Raw genomic sequence first — 25,235 nt, 5'->3', positions numbered from 1 at the left:
AGCTTAATAACACTAGAGCCATTTAATTGCTCTAGTATCATTAAGCTGAACTATAATATTTATTATTCTTAGATACTAAGTGTATCAAGTCCCTTTATATATACTGACAACTTTTTGCGCTCTTCATGGTTAGGACGCTTTATTTCTTCAAGTTTTAACGGTCGTAATTTATTTTCTTTTACAAGTTTATTTTCAGGATATAATGTGCCTTGCTTTTTTAATCCTTCAGCCTTATTAGCATTGTTATCAGCTGAAATCCAAAATGACTGAGTCTCGAAACTCCTCAATGGCAATGATACTTTTATGGCATTAACCTGTTCCAAAATATCTGATGTCGATAGGATGTCTTTTACATGTACACCATCTATACACCAGCATTTTGCTAATGTCATTTTGTCATAGAAAAGATGTTCTTTTTCATTGCTGATATTGTTAAATATCAACTGCTCATCTTTATTAACGCAGCCAGTCACGACACCCCATTGCTCCAGCCTATTTTCAATGTTATTTTCAACATATTCTGCAGATTCACTTACCCCGTCTGCTAACTGTTTTGGTGAAATCATTTTAAGGCGTTTAAGGGCATTACTGAAAGTCGGCTTTGAACATGCAATGATTACAGCCCTATATTTATGATGAATACGGCAGTGCTGTGATGTGTAGGCTATATCCTTGATCTCTGGATACATATCATGTTGCTGCCACCGTGATTCTAGCTTGACTAGCTCTTCAATGAGTTTCGCGAGACGCTGTGGGGTTGATTCACTGATCACAACACATTGATATCTCGGCACAAATTCAGTAATCTTCGAAGGACGTTCCACTCTAGAGTAAGCATCCAATATTACGTGTGCATTCGTTCCCGTATACCCTAATGCTGTTACTCCCGCCCTCATTGGTTTTCCTATCGACTCAGTCCAGGTTACAGGTTCTTGCGGCAGCACCAGACGGCTGTTAGCAATATTGATCAAGTCATTAACTTTAGATACCTTGGTTACTGGTGGGATTGTCTTATATTTAAAGGCCATCAATACCTTAATTAAACTGGACATTCCTGCTGCATTGAACGAATGTCCAATATTGGGCTTCAGCGCACCTAAATAACAAGGTTTTGTATATTCTCTGTGCTCGGCCTCTCCGCCAAACACGGTAGCAAGAGCCTCGCACTCTATAGGATCGCCAAGCTTTGTTCCTGTGCCATGTGTTTCAATGTAATCGACACTGTCATGTTCAATTCCGAAGCGATGATATACATCATTGATTAGCGCAGCCTGTGACAAAGAGTTAGGAGCAGTCATACCGCTTGTATAACCATCCTGGTTGGTTCCTGAGCCTTTTATAACACCATAGATCTGATCGCCGTCACGTTCAGCCTCTTGCAGTGGTTTAAGTACAATTGCTGTAACCGCCTCACCAATCGCAATGCCATCCGCACTCTGATCAAACGTTTTGCAGCCATCTGTTTTTGACAACATCCCAGCTTGGCTCGCAGTGGTTAAATCGCGTTCGTTAACAACCAAATATACAGAGGAAACCAGAGCCATTTTGGTTTCTCCAAGCCTGATACTATTACAAGCTTGATGCAATGCGACCAGTGAAGAAGAACAAGCAGTATCAAAAGCAACGGCTGGCCCTTTTAAATTTAGCCAATACGACAAACGAGCAGGAAGTACCGCAGCATGCGTACCCAGCATCGCAAAAGCATTAGGTGGCGTTTGTTGCTCGATAATCTTTTGATAATCACTCGTCATACACCCTACATAAACACCGCAATTTTTTCCATTTAAGTCGGCTTTGGTATAGCCTGCATCTTCAAAAGCATGCCAAGCGGATTGCAAAAATAAACGCTGTTGTGGGTCAATGTAGTTCGCCTCCATTGGCATAATCCCAAAGAATTTGGCATCAAAATGATCAATGTTCTCAAGCAAGCCCGCATATTTACAAACAGTCTTTCCTAATTGATAAGGTTTTTTATCGTAGATATCTGCCAGACTGAAACGTTTTTCCGGTAACTCTCTAACAGAGCTATGTTTTTTTAAGCAATTCTCGAACATTTCATCGGGTGTTTCTGCATCGGGAAATCGTCCCGAAACACCAACGATTGCTATATCCATCGACGCTAAATTATTCTTTTCGGAAACAGCGCTCGGTGCATTAAAAACCTTCTCATCTTCGACAGCTTTCCCTTCCCCGTTTGGCTGAGTAGCACAATACTCAGCGTTGAGGGGCTCAATCACCTTTTCCTTCAATCTCGAAGATACACCGTGAAGTGTCATTATTTGCGAGTATGGCTTCTGCAGTAAGTTTTGTAATACCAGCAACCCAGCTTCTTTAGGCAACAGCTGCAACCCGTATTCCTCTTCCAGGTGCATACGGTAATTGGTAGGCACTTCCATTCCGTTGATCAAGCTTTTGTTGCACCACAATGGCCAGTTAATACTTATCGTTTGACCTTTCCTTTCTCCATTTTCAACTAAAAATTGCCTATACCGGCTAAACCCGTCAAGATAGCCATTCGCGAAGGCATAATCACTTTGACCTGCATTACCTATTACCGAGCTTATAGATGAAGACATCACGAAAAAGTCAAGCGCGTGGCCAGTGCTATATTCATCTAGCCAGTGCACTCCATGCATCTTGACTGACAATACAGCAGACATATCCTGCCAACTTTTTTTCAAAAACATGGAATCACGTGTTATACCAGCATTATGTATGATCCCTTTCAAAGGTTTGCCATCTAATACAACCCGGCTAAATACGCGGCTTATATCCTCTTCGCGGCTAACGTCAGCACATATATGGACAATCTTTGAACCCTTGTGGTTTAACTTTTGGTCAGCATTGACCTGCTCAACCATCTGCTTGCTTTTCGTGCCAAGTTCAGATCTACTGCAAATATAAATATTGCTTCCCGCACTGTTCTGCGCGAGGTATGACGCAAATAGTAAGCCTATTCCAGTAGAGCCTCCACTCACTAAATAGCTCGAATTTTCTGCCAGGTTTGCCAATACTCGATGACTTTCACCACTTTCCTTAAGCTCATTTTCAAGGCTAGCTGTTTGCTCCCAGCGCCGAATCTCTGTATTCGTGCCGACCAAGCGATAGTATTCTGATTTGTTCCATTTCTCCCCAACACACGGATCGTCTTCATTACAGGACGTATGCTGTATTGAATGAATTAACTCTATCAAAGCTTGGTTACATCGGGGGCTACCCACGTCGTTTGTAAATGATATATAGTCAAATTTTAGTTGGCTGAATTCTTTTGCTAAAGAGCGGCCAAAGCTCATGACCGCCTCATGCGAAGAAGAATTCATTTCAGAATTCGATATTCTATTTGGAGCAACGCCAACATAGGTAACCATGATTTTCCGGTAAGAATCGGCTTTTTCGAAAAGTGTTTTGAACATCGAAAAGATATTGTGAATTTGATTAAATCCTTCCTCTTTCAACCTTAAATCTGCGTCGGCAAAATAAACAAAATGAATAGGTTTTGAAATAGTCTCTGAATGAAGCACCTTAGCGGTTAATGCATCAGACCAGTGCTCATGCACCAAGACAGCATTTTCTCCTGTTTCGCTTTTCAGCTGTTGAACAAAATCTGGTTTAGCACCAATCAGCACAAGAGTGCTGTTGATGGCTTCGATTACAGGTCTAACCTTGAAGTTATTCCACTGCGGCCGATAAAACAAAGTCTCGCTTCCGCTTTCATCGGCTGATTTAATTGCTACACTAAGATCCAACGATTCCTTGTGCTGCTGGACTATTGGTACATTGTGCTCAATTCCCGGGGTATCCGCGCTCCACTTTCCTTTGAGGTATTTTGCTAACAGTTGCAAGTTATTATAATTGTACAAAATAACAGGTGATACCTTCTCAACTGTATATTTCGAGATTTGCTCGCAAATGCGTGCACTAAATATTGAGTCAATACCTATTTCAAAGAAACTCGTATCCATATACTTTGTGGACAGCTCAGCGACATCAATTTCCAAAACCGATGATAGTATTGATACCAAAATATCTTTGATTTGACTGTCATCAACTTCTTTATCAGACGGCGGCTTATGTTCAGGTGACCGGGAGGTGTCTTGCTTCACTTCAAAGGCGCCTACCGTCCAATTCACCACTATCGCCTTACCAGACCTGTTCTGCTGTGCTGTCATCCTGTTTCGTTCACAACAAAATGCCTCAAATAAGGTACCAGCCGAATTTGTACCTTTCTCATTGGATACAATGATATGTAAAAAATGTGAAAGTGGGATCTTTTCACTCGCGATATCCAATAACATAGTGGCGATGATATTATCAGCTAAATTATTGTCTTTTTTGTTTTGTTCTACAGAGCAATGAGCAACAACATTCAACTTGCCAAAACGCTGTAGGCTATAATTGACAGCTTTGCGATAACTGGCTTTATCAGCTCTGGACTCAAGATAAATCGCATTAGGAGCAATTGCTTCTAATTTCTCAATTTCGTCATTTATTTCAGACTTTTTCATCCCCCCAATAATTACAAGTTGTGCCGTGTTTTGAGCGATGTCGTAAACAACATCAAAACAAGCCTTGTCGTCACCAATTGTTATCAAAGCAACATTTCCATCGAAGATCTCAAAACACTCTGAATGGGGACCAGTCAATATCGTACATTTTTTATTAGTGTCGTGTTTAACATCCTTAGAAAGGATAGCCCCAATTCCTTCTCGAGCTATCATTTGCTTTTGTACCAAAAGAGGTTCAGCAACGCTGACTGTACAATTCTTCCTTGAACTTGAAATTACTGTACCAAGCGTGTTAATGACAGATTTATCACTATCCGGCTGCAGTACAAAATGAAAATTATAGTTTTTGCTCTGGTCAAGCCGTAATGCTAAATCAATCAGGTCCGATAAGTCTCGATTGGCACCTTCATCTATGCTGCAACGACTCTCGCTTCCCAATAATAGGCTTAGATAGCTTTCAGGCACTAATATATTTATGGTACTAGCATCACTCATATTGTGATTTAGTAATGAAGTTTTCAGGTCTTTTGGACTGCTCAGCCGAAAGAGCCTATTTCTACCTGGCTCATTCTTTAGAGCCAGATACGTTTCGGTGACTTCTTTTGAGCCATCAGAGAGAAAAAAAAATGCTTGACCCACACTATCTTGATTCAGGCTGCCATCCGATACAGCCTCATTTGTCCTCAGGCTATTGTCTTCCAGCCAGTAACTTTTTTTGTCAAAAGCATATCTCGGCAACGAAATAACTCTGGGTAAAATCGGTTTGCTGCCTATCTTGAGGTTATCCAACTGTTGACGGATATACAGCGAACGCCAATTAATATCTATTCCAGCAAGCCATAATTTTCCTAGTATCTGCATTGAGTTATTATCGGCACATCCACTGTTCCATAATGAATAGAGGTATTCTTCACCGCCTTTTTGTTGAACCAGAACTTGCAAGCGGCTATTTCTCTCTTGCTCGTTATCGCTCCGAAAGCAGTTGGCACTGATACCTGTATCAAGCACATTACGGATATCGCTAACAAGCTCCGACAAGGAATGTGACATAAATACCATTCGGTGCTCATAGTCCGTCTTTGCAACATGAAGGCTATAGGACAAGTCATCAAGACGGGGGGGGTTATCCTGCTGTAAGAAGTTATACAGTCTCTCAAGGTTTCTGGTTAAATCGTCCAGCCTTTTGCCGGACAGGGTGATCATGCAAGGACTACTCGTGTCCTTGTCAGCAGTACGGTTATCAGGCTGCCCCTTACTATCTTCTGCCAGGACCAAATGCACATTTGTTCCACCAGCCCCAAAAGAACTAATGCCGGCACAACGCCGTTTAGATGGATTGCTCGCAGTATTTACTGTCCATGGTGTAAGCACTTTATTAATATAAAAAGGTGTATCCGATAGGTTATAGCGTGGGTTTTCCTTTTCACAGTTAAGTGAAGGAACTATTTGGCGGTGCTTCAATTGAAGCAAGGTCTTGATCAGCCCGGCGATACCAGCCGCTGCTTCCAAATGGCCGATGTTCGGTTTTACCGTTCCGATAGCACAGTCTTGTTGTTTCTCACCCTCGCCATTTTGGTCAATAGCATTTATCAGTGCGCTGATTTCAATCGGATCCCCCAAGGAGGTTCCTGTGCCGTGTGCCTCGATATAGCTTATTTCAGCAGGTGGTATCTTTGCCGAGCTCAAACATTTGGCGATAGCATTGGCCTGCTGCGTCGGATTGGGAACGGTATAACCGTTAGTACGTCCCCCGGAATTAACAGCACTTCCGGCAATAATACCGTATATTCTATCGCCATCGTCGAGGGCCTGCTGATATGGTTTTAACAAGACGGCGCCAACGCCTTCACCATCAACAAAGCCATCGGCCTTTTCTCCAAAAGCTGAGCACTGACCTGACGCGGATAGCATTTGCATCTTGCATAAATCTTGATAATGTTTTTTATGCAATATCAGACTAACTCCACCAGCTATTGCTTGCTGGCACTCCCGACGCCTTATGCTTTCACAGGCAAGGTGCAGCGCTAAAAGCGAAGATGAACAAGCGCTGTCAACCGCCATACTGGGACCGTTCAGATCAAAAAAGAACGAAACCCGATTTGCTATCGACCAGTGATGATAACCACCTCCCCTAAGCCCATAATCACTGTACATCGCACCAACAAATACGCCAGTCGAAGCCAGTTCATTACGAATTCGCTCCATTGAGTACCCTGCATCTTCAAAAACATTCCAGCAGGTTTCCAGAAACAGTCGTTCTTGGGGATCGATTGACTTAGCCTCTATCGGAGATATATTAAAGAACAATGGGTCAAATTCATCAACACCATCGATAAAACCTCCACGCCGGCTATATATTTGATCTTTATTTTCACTGTCATTAGTTTTCCAGTTCCAGCGTTTTAATGGAATGTCTGAAATTGTGCTACGGCCTTCGGCTAAATTATCCCAAAACTCATTAAGTGTATTTGCACCCGGAAAACGACCATCCATGCCGATAATCGCAATATTTGTTTCATTACTCATTGCAGACCAACCTAAATCCTATAGTTCCAACGTCCATGTGTTTTAAAATAAATGTCGCGTTATCCAACCGAGTCCAGAAGCATCAGAAACTCATCATCAACTTCATCGCCTACAACTCTTTTATCACAGGCTGCATTAACCTGGTCCGGTAGCTGCCTTATCGATTCTTGCAAACTCTTTCTGTATATTTCAGTATCGTTGCCCTGTATATCAACGAGGTGTTTTGTTAATTGGCTAAAACTTTGGTATTCAAATAATGCAATTTCAGATAATGTCGGGTAACGGGTTTTTAGTTGCTTAATGATGCTTACCGTATTGAGAGAGTCCATCCCAAGCTCATCAAATCGCTCGATTTTTTTTAAACGACTAGCAGGGAATCCGAGAACATCGCTTACGACTTTCTTTAGGTAGATTTCCGTATTTTCCTGTGACTTTTGATTATCCTTGGTAGCCATCTCTTCTATGCTGGAAACAGGCTTTAACTGCGGTGTATTTATGGCTTCCTTGTGACCAGGGATCCGGCATTTTTCCTTCAAGAAGGGATAAACCGGAAGTGAAAGGCGTTTACATAGTTTATCTTCAGCAAAATGTGGCAGGCGATTGAGCAGTCCACTCACCCAAATTTTGGCAAGCATATCTAGCTCACGGTTTACCGATAACATTTCTAGGTATTGTTCGGTTGAGCCACCCGCAGCCAAAAGTGGATTTACCATCGTCGTTTGTTCGGCGCACCCAAGATAGAGACCATTTCCTAACTCTATACTGTCAGACCGCTGTGCGGTGTCACTGGAAATATACTTCCTGAGAGAATTCAACAGCTCATCAAGCGTAGTATATACTATCGCAAGGCGTTCCCGTTGTACCACCCGGCCAACTCGCAGGGTATAGCTGATATCGGCAGCTAGCCAAGACAAGTTCGAACCAGAATCTATTTGCCTTTCCAAATAGTCGACAAATCGAGTTGCGTACTGGGACAATGTTTCCATTTCACCCGCAGAGAGTACGAATAGGTGTTGCTGTTTTAATTCAGCCCCCCTTGACTCAACGTCAATATACTCTCCAATTATTAAGTGTGCATTCGCTCCCCCGGCACCAAAAGTATTAATACCAGCGAAACGTCGGGCTTTCTGTTGATTCCCAGCCCTCCAATCTTGCCTTGTTTGGGGGATATAGAATGGTGTCCGTTCCAGTTCTATATTTTCGTTTAGCTCCTGACTATGAATTGATGGGGCTATTGCGTCATTCTGCATCTGCAGTAGCACTTTACTGATGGCAGCGACACCGGAGGCAGATTCAAGATGACCGAAGTTCGATTTCAACGATGCTAAAGCAATCTCAACGTCTGAGTCCGGCCTTTCCTGTGGTTGGTAAGCCCTTGCCAATGCATTAACTTCTATCGCATCCCCAAGGGCGGAGCCCGTTCCATGACCTTCAATGACTCCTACATCTGAACCGGAGATCCCCGCCTGCTCAAGAGCTTCTTGAGCTACCAGTGTGATCGCTTTGGGATCAGGTGTCATGTATGATTTTGAATGGCCATTATGATTAACAACAGACGCTTCAATAATCCCATAGATATGGTCGCCATCTACACGAGCTTGTTCTACTGTTTTTAGTAATAAGCAACCAACCCCTTCCCCCGGAGAATAACCGTCTCCGCCTATTCCGTAACTGCGTGTAAGCCCATCGTCCGACAATAGATTTTTCTCCTCCAGCACTCGGTACTTATGAGGATGAAGAGTCAGGTTGACTCCTCCTACCAATGCACAATCGATCTCGCCGGCCTTAAGAGCGGTACAAGCTAAATGTGCCGTATAGAGCGATGAAGCACACATGTTGTCTAATGCAATACTCGGTCCTTTGAAGTTGCAGACATATGATACCCGGTTCGCAATTGAGGCCAGCGACGTTCTTAATGGCAACATTTCATCATAACGACTACCAAACAGTTGGTATTGTCCCCACATTACTCCAACATAAACCCCTGTTTTATATCTTGACATAGTGTCTGGTGTATAACCGCCGTCTTCCAGAGCTAGCCAAGCCGACTCGAGAAAGAGACGCTCCTGGGGATCCATCAGTTCAGCTTCTTTCATCGGAATTTTAAAGAAAGGCCCGTCAAACTTTTCATAGTCTTCTAGGAAGCTTCCCCACCGAACAGAACCAAGCTCCCCAAAACCGCCTCGATGTTGCGAAAACTCTGTAATTGCATTTGCCCCCCTTTCCAGCTGAAGCCAAAATGCCTGCAAATCTTCAGCATTTGCATACTGCCCGGACATGCCAACAATCGCTATCCCATTCATCTTATCGGCCTGCTTAACCTTCGGCTTTTCGGCTGTCGAGAAAATAGCCTTTTCGGTTATCTCTGCTGACTTCGTGGAGTCCGATTTATATGGCTGTTTTTTAACCTTGATGATTTTCTTTATCTTCGCATTGCCTGCTAGACTCGACGGGCTTTTTGTACCCTCTGCAGAAGAAGGCTCCTCTCCAATAGGAGATTTACTCCCCGACCTTGGCTGACTCTGAAGATAATCCACTAATTGGCTACAAGTGTTGTATTCGAAAAGCGCTGTCGTTTCCAGAGAGGGAAAATCTCCCCTCAATGAACGAACAATCTGCATACCAAGAACCGAATCTATACCAAACGACTCAAAAGGCTCTCTGTCCCTGATATCTGCAACTTCAAGTTTTGCAAATTCAGCAACAGTCGACTTCACAATCGATTTAATCTCAGCAGCTGAGCTGTCATCGCTCTGGTTGATTGCTGTTTCTATTTCATTTTTATCCAATGCAAGTGCTTCTGTCGTCCCAGCCACCGCTGTGCCGAATATTTTCTCAACATCAGCACCATGCTCCAGTAATAAATGTTCAACGAAATCTGTAAGTGTCGTCTGCTCAAATAAAACAGTCGTTGTAAGGCCAGGAAAACTAGCCTTAAGCGTATTAACCAATTTCAATGAAAGGACAGAGTCAAGACCGTAATCATCAAATGGCACATTTGAATTTAAATCATTCGGCTCTAACTTTAAGATATCAGCAGTATGAGTTCCGATTAACTTGAGCAGTTGTTCTTTATAAGGCCCACTCGCACTTTGTTGGCTATGATTATTCATAAGTTTATTGGATTCCGTTTCATCATAATGTAAAAGACTATTCTTTGGCCTAGCGCTAGTATTTATGGCTGTACCCCGCTCATTGCCAACCACAGTCCTTCTGGCGAGTAGGCTTGAAGTTTGCGGGCCGGGAAATACCATTGCATATTCGATTTGTTGTGCTAAAAACTGGAAGAAATATGATGCTCCCTGCTCTTTGCTCAAGGTTTGGAGTTGCCACTCCTCAAGCATCCATTGACGAATATGGTCTTTGACATCCATACCGCCAACACCATCCCATAGAGGCCAAGCGATCGATTGAGAAAAGCCATGCCTAACACCTTCTCGACACAACTGGTTCCGATACCTCATGTAGTCATCAACAAACGCATTACCGTAGGCATAATCCGATTGCCCAGCATTGCCAAAGCAGGCTGCTATCGACGAAAAGCTAATAAAAAAGCGAAGGGGATCTGCCGCGCTAGCTCGGTCTAGGTTAATGAGCCCTTGTTGTTTCACTGAAATAACTGGCAACATTGCTGAAAGATCTTTATTTACCAACAACTTGTCATCAGTCACACCTGCGCTATGAATAATCCCAGAAACCGGACCATATTGATGCCTTATCTGGGCCAAGCATTTAATTACCGCTTCTTCGTCTGTTACATCACAACTTAGATAGTCTACATTCCCGCCTTGCTGACGAAGTGCCTCCAGTTTCTGCATAATGGTAAGGGTTAAAGGAGAGCGTCCTGTAAAAACAAGTTGCCCACTAAATCTTTCAATCCATTGCTGTGCAATATAATAACCAATGCCACCTGCGCCACCTGTGATCATGATGACGCCGTCTGGCCTACCCAAAGGCCTATCACTATCGGCGGGTCTTTGGAGACCATCAACTTCATAAGGCACTAGACCTCTTATATAGCGCCTACCAGCCCTGTAAATCACATCCGCATCTTTCTCGTGGTGCCCTAATTCATTGCGCAGCGTTAATGCCAATTCTTGACTCGCAATAGGTAAGACCAAAGACTCTGCTTCGAGAGTCAAGATCTGAAGCTTGAAATTTTCAATTTCGACATTCAGTGTTCTGGCTAAGCCCGCCAACCCCATATTGGCAATATTCGGCTGCTTAGCATGCTGCTGTACAACAACGATGCCATGAATAACCTGATCACGAACGACTGAAGACCATGCCTTGGCAAATTGAGCAATTGCCAATACCGGCCTATTTTCAAAAATGATTGAATTATCTGTTTTAGGAGTGCGATCCTTAGATATATTAAAGATCACATGGTCGGGAATAGTACCTCGCAGATTAAATTGGCTAATGAGCCATTGGTACCCCTTCTCTGAAGCTTCGAAGTAACATTGGCTTCCATTTATCCATCCTCCCTTTTCATCCCCCTTTTGGAACTGAGTCAAGTTTGAGACCGGTTTGGCGCAGAGAAGGTTACTTTGCGTTAGTTTGCCATCTTCTGCCAAACTAGCAGTCAGTTGCTCATTCCCATCAATAACCAAGATTGTTTTATTTATATATCTGCCACCAAATGTGTCGAGAGCTAAGGGAGTCGACGACAAATGACCACTCTCATACTCTTCTTGGCAAAACAGAAGGCACGTTTCGGGCTCTTCTTTGCTGCTGTTCTGTAGAACATCAACACGGCCAAATTGCTTCTCGCTGTTACGATGCCTCTCTCGCGGAGTTCCACTTCCTTCTATTACCGATGCAATGAAATCTGATATTTCGAGAATAACGTGCCCTTCTTCATCAAGAAGGTAAAGATCAAATATAAGTTGGCTATTGTTAGCTTCCTGCCTTAAGCCACTGTCTGATGTCATGACTGCAAGAACTTGTTTCGCGGTTGATAGATCAAGTTTTTGGTTCACTTGACTAATCGTAAAAGGAATAATAGCTTGATCAAACTCTGGAACCATTTCCTTAACGATTAACAAGCAACTCTGAAGCATTCCGTCGAGCAAAAGAGGCTGCCAATAACAAGCCTCACCGAAATCTTCGGCATCGAGTATTGCCAAACACACGTTATCTTCGACAATGGCCTTAGTGATTGACTGGTATTTACAGCCATAGTCCATACCCATTTCAGCCATTAAGCTGTAAACATCGTTACGAGTTAGCCATGTCGACCCCGAAATTACTGATGGCACATCTATTAGGTCTACATCTTCTACCTGTTGCGCTGGCTCAATTGCTTCGTTTAACGCAAGATGGCCAATGGCATGTTCTGTACAGCCGCCGCTAACTAGCTCAGACACCACCTTAAAATCATAACCGCCTTCACATTGAGCCAACTCAAGAAGCATCCGACTTGGATCAATATTCTCCACTCCTTCACTAGGCACTGAAAGAGTCAGAGGTGTTAGCCAAACAATATCGTTCACAGTGAACAGGCTGGGGAAAGAGCCTGATGCCTCTTTGGGGGCAACTTCCCGGTATGCTGCCGCTAGTACCATTTCAAGCATCACCATCCCAGGCACCATTACGGCACCATTTATCCGATGATCTTGAACAAGAGCCAATAACTTTAGTTGGTTGACACCATAGCGTACTGTCTGCTCTTTACTTTCAATAGATGTCAGCAAAGGAGGATTCGCGACACCTTCCTGGACACTCTTTTGCCCAACAGCAGGTAAGACAGGCTGAGTAACTTCACTACCGCTGATTTGCGATAACCAGCATCGACGCTTGGCAAACGGGTAACCCGGTAATGACACACGTTTGAATCCACTTCCACTGAAAAGTCTTGTCCAATCTACCCGACTACCGGCAACCCACAACGCCCCTAACTGAGCTAAATCACGCCCGGCCAGATAAGAATTAACCTGTTCGGCTTGCACCTTATCCCTGCGTGCATCATAAGTATTACCGTACCAGCATAAGTCAGGAGTTTCGCCAGCAACAAGCAACCTCAACTTCTCGATGGCTTCTTCCGTATGAGCTGCGATAAATGCTACACGCTGCTCAAGAGGCTCCCGGCCTAACATTAAGCTGGCGGCGATATTTTTTACGCTATATCGCGGATGCTGCCGTTTTTCCTGCAAAGCATCCAGCAACAGCTTCAATAGAGAATCTAGCGCGCTCTGATTTTTCGCAGATATAGTCATCAATTGCTTGTCACTTGCTTGTGACAGCATAGCCCTCTCTTCATACTCTTCGATAATCAAGTGAGCATTGGCTCCACCGGCGCCAAATGAATTGATACCGGCCCTCCTTACACTTAACACATCAGAATTTGAGTTTTCAGTTGTTTGCCACTCCTGAAGCGTTTGCTGAACACTGAATTGACCAGAATTGAAGTTAATATTAGGGTTCAGGCGTTCGCTGTGGAGGGACGGCACCAAGGTTTTATGCTTCATTTGCAATATCACCTTTGTTAATGCAGCTATACCTGCAGCTGCTTCTGGGTGACCAATATTTGATTTTATAGAACCGATCGCGCAAGGCTGCCTTTGTCCAGCCTGCCATTGATAGGCGTCAGTTAATCCTTCAATCTCAATAGGGTCGCCTAGAGCAGTACCTGTGCCATGGGTTTCTACATAGCTTATTGTCGACGGATCAATTCCTGCCTTAGAAAGCGCCTTTTTAATTACTCTCGCCTGTCCTGTCGGACTCGGTACAGTGTAGCCAGTTGCCTTACCACCATGATTAACAGCTGTTCCTTTAATAACGGCATAAATATGGTCTCCATCCCGCTGTGCTGTACGCAGCGGCTTTAATAGAACAGATCCTACAGCCTCAGCAGGTACATAACCGTTGCCACCTTCCCCAAAACTACGGCAGCGACCATCATCTGACAGGAAGTTACTATCGCATAACTTGAAGTACTTAAAAGGATGCAAACTCAAGTTAACCCCACCGGCCAGAGCCATCTCACAGTCACCATTATTCAGGCTCTGACATGCAAGATGAATGGCCACGGCGGATGATGAGCACATGGTATCGACCGTCATACTTGGTCCCGTTAAGTCCATAACGTAACTTACACGATTGGAAACCGACGCAAAGTTTGACTCGGTCGGCACCGGGTTGCCCTTAAGGGATTCGGTGACCCCATAGATCTGGTAGTGACTCCACATAATGCCAGCAAAGACACCAACCTCCAGATCTTTCATAGAAGCCCGGTTATAACCAGCATCTTCGAAGGTATGCCAGGCCGACTGAAGAAACAAACGCTCCTGCGGATCAATCAGTTCAGCTTCACGAGGGGACATACCGAATAGTAGCGGATCAAATTTATCAACATCCTTCAGGAAGCCCCCCCACTTGCTGTAGCTGGTTAATTTTCCAGGTGCCAGCTGCTGATACTTCTGGTAGAACCCCTCTATGAGCCATCTATCCTCAGGAATCTCAGAAATACAGTCGACCCCATTTGCTAGATTCATCCAGAAATGCGCTAACGTTTCTGACTCGGGATATTTCCCTGCTAAACCAATAATCGCAATGTCATCTGTCAGCGGTGTTTCATTATCGTTGGAACCAATATCAGAAACCTTTACCACGGGTTCTGGCTTTAAATCACTAGAAGATTCCGCCTGCATGGAATGTGACATCTCTGTTTTTTGCGGTTGCCACACCTTCAGTTCCTGCGACTTTGCCCCCAGTAAATACCCAGCTAATTCTTCGGTACTCTTATACTTAAAGAACAATGTTTTAGGAAGCTCACCCAGATCAACTTCAATTAACTGAGTCAGCTTAATAATCATTACAGAGTCCAGCCCATAATTATCAAATGTTTCTTCTTCATCAATTTTATCAATGGGCATTCCAGTAACTTCGGACAACACTGTATTGAGTTTTTCTATCACCCAATCTTTTTGCTCAGCAACATCCGATAAATCACGACTTTGCGTCATTGCATCATAATCTGATAACAAAGCTGGATCCTGACTGGAAAGTGAAGAATCTTTCCATACGTTATTTAACGCATCTAATAGCTTGTCCTTATCTCCTGGCGCAACAAGGATTTGCTCATTGTTTTTTTCAAGCATCAATGAAAGGCTAGCCAGTCCCTGAGCCGAAGACATGGACTTCATCCCAAACTCATCATAAAGTCGCTGCTCAATTTGTGAGCTAACGGACATCCCACCAAGTAAGTTATCACTCTGCCATAGCGGCCAGTTAATACTTACTGTCCGTCCAAAACGACGACCTTGCCTGACTTGTTTACTACGTGCATGGGAGAATGAATCCAAGAAGGCATTGGCGTAACCATAGTTAGTCTGCCCTTTGTTTCCAACCGCAGCTGTAATCGAAGAGAACAGAACTAGGTAATCAAGCTCGATCTCACTGGTATAACGATCTAGCCACAAAGCTCCCAACACTTTTGGGGACATAACTTTTTTGAAACTACTCCAATCCTGCGCCATCATTATCCGATCATCTAGAACCCCTGCACTATGGATAACCCCTTTCAGCAAAGTGCGTAGTGACTGGCAAAAAGTAAGAAGATTAGCGACATCTTCTTCCTTACCGATATCTGCAGAAAAATAATGGACCCTTACACCGGGCTGCTTGATTTTCTCAATTTGAGCTCTTTGATCCTTATCCAGAGGTCGACGCCCGCAAAGTACTAGATCGATATTGGAAGCCTGTAAGGCCAAATGCTGAGCAAACAGCAGTCCCAGGCCCTTGGTCCCGCCAGTAATCAAATAGCAACTGTTGTCTCTAGCCAACGGAATACCCGAGCTACTAGGTTTTACGTTGCCGCTTACCGACCAGTGGTACTCCAGCCGCTGCTCTTGCTCATATTTAAATCGTGTTACCGTACTTCTTCTTTGCCCAGTTAAGTCCTTTGCTTCTAACAGCACCGTTTTGATCAACCTCTCAGTGCTGTTATGGTTACCCTGGGGCAACTCCAGTAATCGCAACCTACTGTTGTTTAGCTCCTTTGCTAGACTACGCATTAGCCCATAATCGGCAACATGGCACGGTAACGAGTCTTCTTCTTGATGTACAACCGCTAGATAGTCAAAAGAGAAATCATCATCGAAAATCGCGATAGTTTTGAATAGATCAACACTTTCTGAAGCAAACTCACGTACAGAATAATTCGTACCGCTACCTGCACTCGGGTAGGGCTGATCTTGCTTTTGATAACGCCATACTGAAATACGCTTTACACCTTGCGCCCTTGCTTGATCCAATAATGCTTGTGAACTCTCGTTATTAAAAATGGGAACAGCGGTAACCTTAACGGATGATTCAGCACTCGTTAAAGCGTGAATTAATTTGCTGCTTAGTATTTGTGGCCAGCCCACCAGCAAGACCATATTTTTCTCTGTCGGTAAGTCACCGGAGCGTGACAAAGGAGAAGCCGACCACTCAGGGGTAAAAAAGTGTGGCTGATTGTCCGACATGCCTGTTATCTGCAGAGTAAAATCTCTGATCCGGGCAACCAACCGTCGTTTATTGTCGTATATTGCCATATCAAACAATAAGGTGGCGTGCCCCACTTGCTTCTTACCTACCACCACAACTTGGCAATGGCCTTTGAAAGGAGCAATAAGTTCAACCTTTCCTATACTGACAGGGATGACATTCTGAACCTCAGAAGGAGGAACCAACCCTAGGACAGCCTGCAAACAACCATCAAATACTAAGGGATCAGCAATATATGACCGGCTTAGCGCTTCTTCTTGGGCCGATAGCTCCCGGATAGATGCACTAGCGAAATTGCCTGCACCTCTACCGGAATGCGTCAGGCGTTTGAATTCGGACACTCTACGAAATGCTGACTCATATCGAAGCCCCTTACAATCAACCTGTTGGTGGATATGAGCATAGAATGCATTTTGACCTAACCAAGAGTCTTCTTGCCACTCATCCAAGCGCTCATACTCGGACGGCAAAGCCAACTCCTTGCCCTCGCCTTGTAATATCCAACCTGACATCACCAAAATTTCTGGACGGATACCTCCCCGTTCAAGCTGGGAAAGTTGGAATTCAAGCCCTTCATTTGAAACAGAAAATTCAATCTCTATGTCAGTATGCTGACCTTTATCGAGAGGGAGAGCCCGGTGCCATACAATATCTCCTATGGAGATCAAAGCACCTTGCGAAACTGTAGTATTTTTTTGGTATTGCTGATACGACTCAATGACACAGGCCATCAAAGTCGCGCCTGGGACAATATTCACCCCATTAAATAGGTGGCCCGAAACCGTTATATCATCACCAGACAAGTGGTGATGGTATCTATTTGCGTTTGTCTCGTTTCCCTCAACGTTTTCTTCCCTTGCCTGACAATCAATCAAATGAGTACCGGGTGAAGCTATATTGTGGCCAAAGCCACCAACCCAATAGCTCTCCTTAACAAAAGGGTAGCCAGGAAGAGGCACCTTGCTATATTTAACTTTGCCAGTGCTTCCAGCAATAGGAGCTCCCCCCGTAAAATATCGACTCCAGTCTATCTCTCGTCCCCTTTCCCACTCAGTTACAAGATGACTATTGCCCCCACAGTGAAGAACAGCCTGTTTGGCGGCACTGCGTTCCATTTTTACAAATCGCTGTTCACGCTTTAACTGTTGTAGGTTATCAATTAATTCTGGCAATGAAGAAGCGACACATCCCGCCCTAAAGCCATGATGCTTCCGACCGAAAGCTAGACTACAGGCGATATTTTTTAAGCTAAAATTCTTGGCAAATGGTTGACTTAACCATTCAATCAATGCCTCAACTGATTCCGCCAATTGCGACTCAGAACGTGCAGATAATAAAAACGGCCATTCACCGTCATCTGGAAGTGATGAAGACTTAGGATGCTTATTGGAGTAAGCTTCCAAAATAACATGAGCATTCGTTCCGCCGGCACCAAAAGAGCTGATTGACGCATATTGCCTATTACCGTCAACAAGCCAGCTCTCGTTTTCCTGCAACACATATAATGGTGTCTGCTCAAAGTTAATGTTCTTGTTTACAGTCTCGCTATGCAAACTTTTCGGTAGCTCTTTGCTTTGCATACTACCGAGTACCTTAATCGTCGCAGCAACGCCGGCGGATGCCTCTAAATGACCGATATTAGATTTAACCGACCCAATAGGAATACTCCCAAGAGCCAAGTCCGGCGACATTTTCGTGAAAGCAGAAACCAAACCGTTAACTTCAATAGGATCCCCAAGCGAAGTACCAGTACCATGGCACTCTACATAACCCAGTTGATCAGGTAATATGTTTGCACGGCGGAAGGCTTTGGTAATCAATTCACTATGAGCGTCAGAATTAGGAACCGTAAACCCTGCTGCCTTTCCGCCATGGTTAACCGCCGATCCTCGTATCACGGCATAGATGTAATCACCATCTTCTTCAGCCAAGTCCAATGGCTTCAGAATTAGAGAGCCAACCCCTTCACCCGGAACATAGCCGCTCCCTCCTTCACCAAAACTTCTACACAATCCATCTTTAGCCAGGAAGCGAGCTTCGCTGAGATAAGCATATTTGCTTGGGTGCACAATAAGATTAACACCACCGGCTACAGCCATTTCACAATCACCACGAATAATGCTCTGACAAGCAAGATCAATAGCGACCAAAGACGAAGAACAAGCTGTATCAACAGCCATACTTGGCCCATGAAAATCCATAATATATGACACGCGATTTGCAATCGCCCAGTAGATTGAGCCCGGCCCTTGATACTGCCCCTGGCTGTAACCTATGTCATGGGTAACAAGTGAATAGTCATTCCACATCGTTCCTACAAAAAGGCCGACTGTTTTACCCTTGTAAGATTCAGGAACACCGTAACCGGCATTTTCCATCGCATGCCATGTTGTTTGCAGAAAGAGCCTTTGCTGAGGATCCATCTGCTCTGCTTCTTTCGGCGTCACACTAAAAAACAATGGATCAAACTTATCCACATCGGTGAGAAAGCCTCCCCATTTTCCATAACTGTTAATCCCTGAAGAATTCTCGAAACTATCAGCATCCCAGCGCTCTAATGGCACCTTCACGACAGATTGCTTGTGGGCTTTTATGTTCTCCCAAAACTGCGTCACAGTCTCTGCTTCCGGAAATCTTCCAGCAATGCCAATAATCGCAATAGGTATTTGCTCGTGACTTGCATCCTTTGAATTAGATATTAGAGGATAGTCTTGCTGCTTATCATCAACGGCAATAGCGGCCGGTACAGTACTTTGTTGAATATTTACTATGCGCTCAGTGGAGACTTTTTGAGTAACAAGATAAGCCGACAACTTGTCGATATTTGGAAAATCAAATAACAGAGTTGCTGGTAAATTATCGTAGCTCTTACTTAATTCTGCGGCAATGTTCTGAAGAGCCAATGACTCCACACCTAAATCAAAGAATGAGTCGTGACTGTCAACCTCATCAACCTCACAATCTATTTGTGAGGCCACGATACCAGTTAGCCAAAGATTCAAATCTTCTTTGCTCTGGTAACTTTCCTTCAATTCATTCATTTCTTTTGTATCCGCAAAGGGATCTTTAGCTACAGGTGTTGATAAATTTGTAGCCAAAGCGACTTCTTGATTAGCGGTCACTGGAAGAGTGTTCAAATGTCCAGCCAGTTTCTCTATTGTTGTGAAATCGAACAGAAGAGTTGCTGGTAGGTTACCGTATTTCACCTCCAATTCAGCATAAATATCTTGAAGGGCCAAAGATTCTACACCCAAATCAAAAAAAGAATCTTGAATATCGATCTCATCCTCATTACAACCAATTTTTAAAGCCACTATTTTAGTGAGCCAAGCACTGATTAATGCTTTATCTTGAGTCGTTCCCTGTTGTAAAGACATGGTATTCATTCCGTTAAATACAATATTGTCGTTAGGTTTAAAGTTAAATTGACTGGTTAACTCTGATGAGGTGGTGACTGGTAATTCCCTGATTGGTTGCAACCACTTATCGTAATTTTCTTTTAAAACACAGATGCTTCCCAAATCATTAGAGGAAGCCAATATATCCCATAAGGCATTTACACCTTGTTCAGGCGAGATAGGCGGCAACCCCTTAGATTTAAAATGTTCAACAATTAATGGGTCATCTCCCATTCCGTCGCCTTCCCATAACGTCCAGTTAATAGAGAGAACTTTTTTGAATCTAGTTAAATTAATTTTCCCATAAAGTGTTTGTGCAATAGAATCCAAATATGAATTTGCTGTTGCATAGTCTATTTGCCCACGGTTACCAACTAACGAAATGACCGATGAAAAGCCAACAAAAAATTCCAATTCAACATCATCATGTTGTTCTAACATTAGTGTTATCAAGTAATTTGTTGCATTCCATTTTGGATAGAGAACTTGAGAAAAATCGTCCCAAGATTTATTGAGCATTAATCCATCTCGTACTAATCCAGCCCCATGAATAACACCATTAATCGCCATAGACTGACGTCTAAAGTCTTTAAATAAAGCCATCACTTGGTTATAGTCACTAAGATCTACACTATAGTAATGAACAGAATTACCATATGATCTCAAGTAAGAAATTTGTTGTGTCATCTCTTCATTCTGTAAAGAGCGACCAACTAAAACTAAACTCGCCTTACTTAGCTGACAAATCATTTTTGATATTTCAAAACCAACCCCGCCGAGGCCACCACTAATCAAATATGTGGATTTATCTCTAAAGGGTGTACTCTCATCAGCTAGATCGCTATATTTCGAAACTAAAAGATTAAACCCACGAGTGAAGCGAAGCCCGTCTCGGTAAGCAACGACAGACACCTCTTTTGACTGCACCAATTCATTCGCCACTAAATCTTGGAAGTTATACTCTTCTCGACTGGATAAATCACAATAAGTCAAGCTTATTTTGGTAAGTTCGGCACTGACACTATTGCAAAAACCGATAAGTGAAGCTAGGTATGCATTAGCAACTTGTTCATTTTCATAGACTGACAGCGAGTCTTCAGCAACAAATAAAATATTCAGCAAGCTACGCCTGCGTATTTTCTTCAACTGTTTTACTAATTCAAATACAGTTCTGATAACACCCTGTTCTAAGTTAGCTTGCTCTTGCAGGGTTAGCTCTTGCCTCCCCCCGTAGAGCAAGGAGCATAAATCAAAGACAATATCATAGGAATTACTATGGCTAGATGACAATAAAGGTTCAATGAACTCTAAAAACTCCCTCGGAGAAGCATATAGTGACCATTCACTGTGATCAAACTGTCTAATGACATTAGAGCGGCTAGAAATAACAACTTTTGACGTTGCTGAGTTTGTTTCAATTTTTGTATCAAGTTCTTCAAGAGCCCAATTGGTTTGATACATACTCGTAGGCAAATCAATATAGGTGTCTAAGAAATTATTAGAAACCTGGCGAAATAGCACCTGGTTCATATTACAGTATGGAACGCCATTTACATCAGTGATCAAGATATCCGTTACATAGCATCCAGACTCAATATTCAATTCCGACTCATTGAACCGAATATACAGCTCATTTATATCCTCAGGTAGATACTCTAACTCTTTGATCATACATGGAACCAACAAAGAGCCATAGGGAACTTTATCAGGCTTAGTCTGATAAAGCGCTAGCAGTGCTGCTTGCAAGCAACCGTCAAGCAAAACAATCGCCCTTTCGAATACAGTAAGATCACTTTGAGTAGAAACTTTATAGTCCTTAAAGCCTGGTTCACTGAAGAGTGAGGTGACACATTGCAATTCAGGACCATATTGATAGCCTCGCTCTGATAACAATTGATAAATCTCGTTTTTACTAACCTCTCCATGAGAAAAAGGGAAACGAGGTTGCGGGTCTATTTGAGGGCTCAATCCATCAACACTTGCTTTAAAAACCACTCTATTACTGATTTCTATAGCAATTTCTTCATTATCATAACTAGAATTTACGAGAATCTTTTCAGACGGTCTAAATGGTGAAGCTGCCAAAACATTAATATTTTTCAAACAAGGTTTAAAAGAAGAGTTCAATTTATTAATTAAACTCTTTGTGATCGCCAAGTAAGATGCTAAAGGTAATAGTAGCCTTTCAGTAATAACATGATCTGAAATGACTGAGTCTTCACTTGATAGAATGTCGGATTGAAGCACTTTCATAGGCTCTGCTAAGACTTCTGTTTCTTCAGCAGGCGTAGCTTTTTCTTCATTTTCTCTCGAATGAGATGTAAGTGTAGGATTAACAACTTTCACACTCTCGTGCTCTCTATTTGAAATGCTACTATGCCAGAATTTTTTTCTCATAAATTCAGATTTTGGAAGTCTTAGACGATTAAAGCTATCTGATATAGGCCATTTGACATCAATACCCTGCTGCCACAATTCTGACAACCAGTCTGTTATAGAAAAGCTTAACTCGTCATTTAAGTAACATACGACCTTATTACCCGTTCCAGAAACTTTATTGCATGAGAAAACAATACTATCGTCGGCCACTGATTCAACCAAATTTTCTAGTGATACTTGTTTATTACTGAGGTCAATAACCCAATTTAAATCAGGTTTTAATCCATTATTATTCTTCCATTCTTGAATAAATCGCGACTCTGAACTCATCATGTCACGTAAAGGACGTTTGTTTATGTTGTTAGCCAAGAGTTTCCAGTCAAAATTTTCGCTGCAAAAAGCGGCAACTAACTCTTGTTTGGTTATACGAGATGAACCAAGTAAATTAAGAATGACGTTAATGCTATCTGAGTGACTGACACCTCGCTTGGACAGGTTCCACTTCTTATTAAGATCGGCAACAGAAGAAACAAAAATTATATAAACCAATGAACTAACTGCCGAGTCTATACAAGGCGCTTCTTCATTCTTGATAACATCCCATAGCAATCTTTGATATTCAGCAGCATTCTCCGCATCTAGAAGATAGTCCCATTCTTTTATATATTTCTTAAAGGTAAACTGGTGTTCTTCCATTAGGCTAACGCTAGTTTTAAGCGAATCAAGATCAACATCTGAATTACGAGCTTCATATACCAAATTAGATAAATACTCGGCATCAACAGATTCTAGTGAAAAGATATTATCTGTAGTAACATCTTTAAGTGGAATATTAGGCCATGATAAAGATAGATCATTTACCTTTCGTGTTTTCAACAAGTATGAAACAGCATCCGCAATAGTTATTGATCCAACTATGTTTGCCATTACCCAAACACCATTTTTCCGCCCATAGATTGCGATGGGCTTTCTTATATATTGCAAAGTGTTTTTAATTATTAATGAGGATACCAAAACTGAGAATGCATGACATTCTTCATCTTTCCATTTTCCATCTGTGAAATTATCTTCAATCGAAGAAAAATCATTTTCCCCATAGAAACTTATTATGGCATCCAGCCCACCTAAATCTTTTATAATAGGGGCCACTTCATTATACCCGTTCCATCTCAAATCATCGATAATGATAGAGATGGACTCATCATTTAATTTAGGGTTTTCTACTTTTATGTTGTTCAAGTTTAATTTGAGATCATCTTTGCTATCAACAATACATTTCCATCTGTACTTATAGTGTTCACGACCTAAAATTGAGTTTTTACTGATATCTTCTAATGTTGCTGACTTAAATTCATCACTATCACAATATTTACACCACTGAGATATTAATTTTTCTAAAGACTTCTTTGATTTAGCAGAAATAAGAATAGGATATTCATTTTTATTTTGACTTTTACAATTTCTATCGACGAACTTTGAATTCGACTCTTTTTTATTTTTATCAAATGATTCAACTATAACATGTGCATTACTTCCACCAAAACCGAACGAACTGACACCAGCGATTAAACGTCCAGACTTTGTCACCCAGGGCAGATTGCTTGTAACAACTTCAAAGGTGTTTTTGTCAAACTTTATAACAGGGTTTGGCTCAGAAATATTTAAGCTCCTAACAAGCTTGTTATTTTTCATCATCAAAATAACTTTGAATAAACCAGCCATTCCAGCTGCTGCTTCAAGGTGACCAACGTTTGTTTTTACAGAGCCGATATAACATGGGCTAGACCTTTCATTTCCCTTGCCGCTATTTGATTTAAACGCTTGCGTCAAAGCTTCAACTTCAATGGGGTCACCAAGAGACGTTCCTGTACCATGGGCTTCGATATAGCTAACCTCATTACTATCAACTCCTGCTGCTTGCTGTGCTGATTGAATAAGTTTTTTTTGAAGTTCAACCTTCGGAGCGGTTAAAGAAGCAGAGCGTCCTACATGGTTGACAGATAGCCCTTTAATTATCCCATGAATTGAAGCTTTATTTTTTATTGCCTTATCGAGTCTCTGGAGCAATATAACAGCAGCACCATCGCCTGGAACATAACCATTTGCTCTTGCATCAAAAGTTTTACATTGCCCGTCCGGGCTTAACATCCGATATTTACCAAAACTAATATACTTCCAAGGATGGATATTTAGATTTACCGCGCCTACCAAAGCATACTCTGAATCACCATGCAGGAGATCATGTCTTGCGTGATTAATAGCAACAAGTGATGATGCACAAGCGGCATTAATTGATGAGCTAGGCCCTGTCAGGCCAAAATAATATGATAACCTATTTGCTAAAAAGCATTGACAGTTCCCCATAGCGGAAAACCCTTCAATATTAGATCCTTTTTCTAACACATCATTAAGATAGTCATCAAACATTGCCCCCGTATAAACAGATGTTTTTTCTTCTTGTAATTTAGAAATGGGAAAACCCGAATCTTCAATACAATGCAATGCCTGCTCTAAGATTAATCTTTGTTGGGGATCCATCTCTCGTGCTTCTTTCGGAGAAATGCCAAAGAATCTATTGTCAAAAGAATCTATATCATCAACAATTCCACACCATTTACTCGTTGATGTGTTCTCATGAGACTCGCTATTATTTACATTGTAGTATTTATTTATATCCCAACGGCTTTTTGGTATCTCTTTTATTGAGTTAACACCATTTTCCAAATTTTCCCAAAATTGATTATAGTCATTTGCATCAGGGAAACGACACGACATACCTATTATTGCTATGTCGTTCTCATTACAATCTGAAGAAGCGAGTTCATTTTTTTGGGTTGAGATGTTAGATAGAGTTTTATTCTTTACATTTTTATTTCTTCCAAATCTAGCAATTAAACTCTCAAACCCTTTGAATTTCATTTTAAAGCCTTCCTGA

Annotated in this window: 2 protein-coding genes; both read right to left on the bottom strand. The window is 42.3% G+C overall.

Going from position 1 to position 25,235, the window contains the following annotated elements:
- Nucleotides 1-68 precede the first annotated feature (68 nt).
- Complete coding sequence (locus C9J03_RS00800; RefSeq protein WP_044620961.1) at nt 69-7,031, bottom strand: SDR family NAD(P)-dependent oxidoreductase; 6,963 nt, start codon at nt 7,029-7,031, stop codon at nt 69-71.
- 59 nt (nt 7,032-7,090) lie between these two features.
- A complete protein-coding gene (locus C9J03_RS00795; protein ID WP_044620960.1) occupies nt 7,091-25,219 on the bottom strand; it encodes an SDR family NAD(P)-dependent oxidoreductase in 18,129 nt (6,042 codons plus the stop codon).
- Between the last annotated feature and the right edge of the window lie 16 nt (nt 25,220-25,235).

It is taken from the genome of Photobacterium gaetbulicola, from assembly GCF_003025515.1.
Classification (GTDB): domain Bacteria; phylum Pseudomonadota; class Gammaproteobacteria; order Enterobacterales; family Vibrionaceae; genus Photobacterium; species Photobacterium gaetbulicola.
The sequence above is the reverse complement of the archived record's forward strand: the minus strand, read 5'-3'. Positions and strand labels throughout refer to the sequence as shown.